4 protein-coding genes are annotated in these 4,921 nt (G+C 61.6%); all 4 read left to right on the top strand.

Features of this window, described 5'->3' with window-relative positions; translation table 11 throughout:
- Nucleotides 1-780, top strand: a 780-nt coding sequence (locus tag WBB85_RS05720) for an AraC family transcriptional regulator (RefSeq protein ID WP_432637669.1), incomplete at its 5' end; no start/stop codon positions are given.
- A 200-nt stretch (nt 781-980) separates the two neighbouring features.
- A complete protein-coding gene (locus WBB85_RS05715) occupies nt 981-2,624 on the top strand; it encodes an ABC transporter substrate-binding protein (protein WP_432637668.1) in 1,644 nt (547 codons plus the stop codon).
- A gap of 109 nt (nt 2,625-2,733) precedes the next feature.
- Nucleotides 2,734-3,777 (top strand): ABC transporter permease, encoded by a 1,044-nt coding sequence (locus WBB85_RS05710; protein WP_432637667.1) that lies wholly within the window; start codon nt 2,734-2,736, stop codon nt 3,775-3,777.
- A 13-nt stretch (nt 3,778-3,790) separates the two neighbouring features.
- Nucleotides 3,791-4,921: ABC transporter permease (locus WBB85_RS05705; protein WP_432637666.1), on the top strand; the 1,131-nt coding region annotated here is incomplete at its 3' end.

The following is a 4,921-nucleotide window of genomic DNA, read 5'->3' as shown; positions in this document are numbered from 1 at the left end:
GCCTCCCAGCTGCGGATCGTGCCGATCCCGCGCCGTGCCGCTGGTGGCAGGTGGCGGGGGGAAGCGATGCGGTCGCTTGCAGAACCGCATCTGCTGTGGTTCACGCGCGGACAGGGTCGCATCAAGGTTGGGGGCGTCACCCGTGGTTACGGCGCCAACAATGCGGTTTTCGTTCCGGCAGGCGTGATGCACGGCTATGATGTCGGCGGGCAGACACACGGCTCTGCTGTGTTTTTCGGGCGCGGCACCGATCTCGGCCTGCCCGGCGAGCCGCATCATCTGCGCATCCGCGATGTTGGACCGCAGGCCGAGCTGTCGGGGCTGATCGACAATGTCCAGCGCGAGTTGGAAAGCGGCAAGGCGGGGGCGGAACGGGCCGCCCACCATCATCTGGGCCTTCTGGGGGTCTGGCTTGAACGGCAGGTGGATATCGCCAGAGCCGATGCAAAAAAGCCCGCCGCCGCGGCGCGACTGGCCGCCAGATACACGGCCTTGCTGGAAAGCGAATTCCGCAGCGGCAAGGGGGTGACGGAATATGCCCGCGCACTCGGTGTCACGCCAACCCATCTGACGCGGGTCTGCAACCAGACCTGCGGGCGCTCGGCGTCGGACCTGCTCCACGACCGGGTGATATTTGAGGCACGGCTGCTGCTGACCGAAACCAGGATGCCGATTTCACACGTCTCGCGAGAGCTTGGCTTCACCTCGGCGGCCTATTTCACGCGGGCCTTTCAGCACCGCACCGGCAAGACTCCATCGGCCTTTCGCAAGGGAATCTGAAGGCCGATTCAGCGAATTTGAATTTCGGCCGCGAACGGTCCGGGAATGTCGCTAAAATTCCAAAAGAGACGGATTCCGGCGTTGACGCAGCAATGAAAACCGGGCGCAATGTGCGGGTGAGCAATTTCGTTGCGCAAAAGGGCCGGAAAAGAGTCCGGTCATTGCGGCGGCGAAATAATGACACGCAGGGAGAAAGAAGAATGACCAAGCACTTCACGCCGGATCTTCATCCGGCGGCAAAACTTTACGCCGATGAAGTCCGCAACGGCAGCCTGAGCCGCCGCGAATTTCTGACCCGCGCCTCAGCGCTCGGCGTCAGCTCGGCCGCAGCTTACGGCCTGCTGGGACTTGCTGCCCCGAAAGCGGCGCAAGCACAGACGATGGGCGGCACACTGCGCTGCCAGCTTGAAACCAAGGCGCAGAAAGACCCGCGCACCTGGGATTGGTCGGAACTGGCGAACTTTGCCCGCGGCTGGCTCGACTACCTTGTCGAGTATAACGGCGACGGCAGCCTGCGCGGCATGCTGATCGAAAGCTGGGAAGTGAATGACGACGCCACCGAATACACGCTGAAGGTCCGTCAGGGCGTGAAGTGGAACAACGGCGATGACTTCACCGCCGCCGATGTTGCCAACAACATCACTCGCTGGTGCGACGCCAATGTTGAGGGTAACTCGATGGCCGCGCGCATGGGTGCGCTGGTCGACGAAGAAACCAAGATGGCCCGCGACGGCGCGATCACCGTCGTTGACGATCACACCGTAAAGCTGACGCTGCCCGCCCCCGACATCACCATCATCGTCGGCATGGCGGACTATCCGGCCGCCGTGACACATTCCAGCTACGACAACGGCGATCCGTCTGCCAATCCGATCGGCACCGGCGCCTATCTGCCGGAATCGAACGAGGTCGGCGTCAAGCAGGTTCTGGTCAAGAATGCCGACCACACCTGGTGGGGCACCGAGGTTTACGGCGGCCCCTATCTGGACCGGATCGAATATATCGACCTCGGCACCGACCCGTCATCCTTCCTCGCCGCCGCCGAAGCCGAAGAGATCGACATGCTGCACCGCACCGACGGTGACTTCGTCGACATCTTTGATGGCATCGGCTGGACCAAGTCCGAAGCCGTCACCTCGGCCACGCTCGCCGTGCGCTTCAACCAGGATGCGGACCTCTACAAGGACGTGAATGTCCGCAAGGCGCTGCAGATGGCGGTGGATAACGCCGTGGTGCTTGAGCTTGGCTATGCTAATCTCGGCAGCCCGGCCGAAAACCACCATGTCTGCCCGATCCACCCGGAATATGCGGAGCTTCCGCCGCTGGTGGTCGACGGGGCCAAGGCGAAAGAGATGATCGACGCGGCCGGCCACGCCGATACCGAGTTCGAGCTGATCTCGATCGACGACGCCTGGCAAGCGAACTCCTGCGATGCCGTGGCAGCGCAGATCCGCGACGCAGGCATCAACGTCAAGCGGACGATCCTGCCCGGCTCGACCTTCTGGAACGACTGGGCCAAATATCCGTTCTCGGCCACCGAGTGGAACATGCGCCCGCTCGGCGTGCAGGTCCTCGCCCTTGCCTACAAGTCGGGCGTGGCCTGGAACGAAACCGCTTATGCAAGCACCGAGTTCGATACGCTTCTGGCAGAGGCCATGTCGATCGCCGACGCCGATGCGCGGCGCGAGGTGATGGCGAAGATCGAGCAGCGGATGCAGGATGACGGCGTGTTGATCCAGCCCTACTGGCGGAACGTCTATCGCCACTTCCGCGACAACGTGAAGGGCGCGGACATGCACCCGACCTTCGAGCATCACCACTACAAGTGGTCGGTCGAGGCCTGATTCATCCAAATACGGCGCGCGGATAATCCCGCGCGCCGCTTTTTGTTGACCTGATGGCCCATGCACTCCAACCTGCCCCTGCGTTCTTTGGGGGGAAGGACATGAAACAATGCTGATATTCCTGCTGCGGCGGCTGTTGACCATGGTGTTGACGGCCCTCTGTCTGACGTTTGTCGTCTTCTTTCTGACAAACCTGCCACCCAACCTCGAAAAACTCGCCAAGACCGAAGCGGGCAGCCGCATCACCGATGAAGAGGTGCAAAGCTGGCTCGACAAGAACGGCCACGGCAGCCCGTTGCTTGTCCGTTACGGCGAATGGCTGGGGGTCGTCCCCGGCTGGACGCGCGAGGATGGCGGCGTCACGACGGGGCGCTGCATTGAACGCGGGCAGGACCCGGCGACGGCCGCGCGCTTCTGCGGTGTGCTTCAGGGGCAGTGGGGATTTTCATCGGTCTTCAAGGATGATGTCTCGACCATCATCAATACGCGCCTGTCGCTGACCGGCATTCTGATGTTCTGGGTCATGGTGGTGATGGTGCCGGTCACACTGATCATCGGTGTATTGGCTGGAATGCGTGAAGGGTCGAAACTTGACCGGTCGCTGTCCACCTTCTCCATCGCGACGACGGCAACACCGGAATATGTCTCGGGCGTCATCCTGATCGCGGTCTTCGCCTCATCCATGTTCGGGCTGAAATGGTTCAAGGGCACGGCCTCAAGCGCGATGGACGGCATCACGTTTGAAAACTTCTTCCTGCCCGTCATCACCATCGCGCTTTACGGCATCGGCTATATCGCCCGGATGACCCGCGCTTCGATGGCCGAGGTCATGACCGCGCAATATATCCGCACCGCACGGCTGAAGGGCGTGTCCTTCGGCAATGTTGTCCTGAAACACGCGCTCAGAAACGCGTTGATCGCGCCCTTCACGGTGATCATGCTGCAATTCCCCTGGCTTTTGAACGGCGTCGTCATTGTCGAGACCCTGTTCAATTACAAGGGCTTCGGCTGGACGCTGGTCTCGGCGGCGGGCAACAACGATATCGACCTTCTGCTGGGCTGTTCGGTCGTAGCCGTCTTCGTGGTCCTCGTGACCCAGCTGATTTCGGATATCGGCTATGTGTTCCTGAACCCGCGTATCCGGATATCCTGAGGAGGAACTGACAATGGACCCGTTAACCTGGACCGGCGCCCTTTCCGTCCTCAATCCCGTCACCATCGGCATCGCTGGCGTCTTCGCGCTTGCCGTCGCCGCGCAGATCGTTTTGTCGTTCTTCGCGCCCGAACCCACCATCGTGGCCAATCCGGATGGAACGGTCGCGGCCCGAGGTGGCGCTTACGGCTCGATCGAAACGGCCGTGCGCTGGCTCTTTCTCGCGCTTCTTGTCCTTGTGGCACTCTACCTGATTGGCGGCGTTCTGATGTCCTATGGCTCGGCCGGGATTATCGGCGGGTTGGCCAAGCGATTCCTGCCGGTCTGGATCGCGCTCATCCTGCTCTTTGCCGTGTCGATCCGGTATAAAAGGCGGCTTGGCCTCTACGGAAAGCTATTCGACTCCACCATCGGCATGATCGGTTTCGCCATCGTGATGTTCTGGGTCTTTTCGGCCATCTTCGCCGACATGATCGCCACCCACGACGTTCTCAGCCAGATCAGCCGGATGAAGAACAAGGTGCCCGGCACGCCCACCCCGAACGACATGGGTTGGTACCTGCTGGGCGGTGACCATCTGGGCCGCGACGTCTTCAGCCGCGTGGTCCTCGGCAGCCGCATCGTGGTACAGATCGCCCCCCTGGCGACGCTCTTTGCCTTCATGGTCGGGATCACGCTGGGCCTGCCTGCGGGGTATTTCGGCGGCAAGCTCGATACCGGGCTGTCGTTCCTCGCCAACCTGATCCTCGCCTTCCCGGTGATCCTGCTCTTCTATCTGCTGGTGACCCCTGAGATCGTCGAAACCGGCATGCCGCAATATATGGCGATGGTGCTCTTCCTGTTCCCGATCATCTTCCTGCTGGTGCTTGTCAATTCTCGCTACTACGTGGTGCCGTCGTTTCGGAACAAGGTGGTGACGGCGATCGCAATCGTCGGCGGCTATCTCTACCTGTCGCTTGTGGGTGAGGTCGGAACCAAGGTGGCGGTGCTGCCCCAGATGCTGGACCTGATCCATGTGCCGGGCAATATCCTGATCGTCTTCGTCTCGGTCGTCTTCGTGAACTCGCCCACCGTTTTCCGGATCGTGCGCGGCATCGTTCTCGACGTGAAGACGCGGGACTATGTCTCGGCCGCGCAGACACGG

Source organism: Albidovulum sp. (assembly GCF_049646345.1).
In the GTDB taxonomy this organism is placed as follows: domain Bacteria; phylum Pseudomonadota; class Alphaproteobacteria; order Rhodobacterales; family Rhodobacteraceae; genus Albidovulum.
This window is presented reverse-complemented; position numbering and strand designations above follow the sequence as displayed.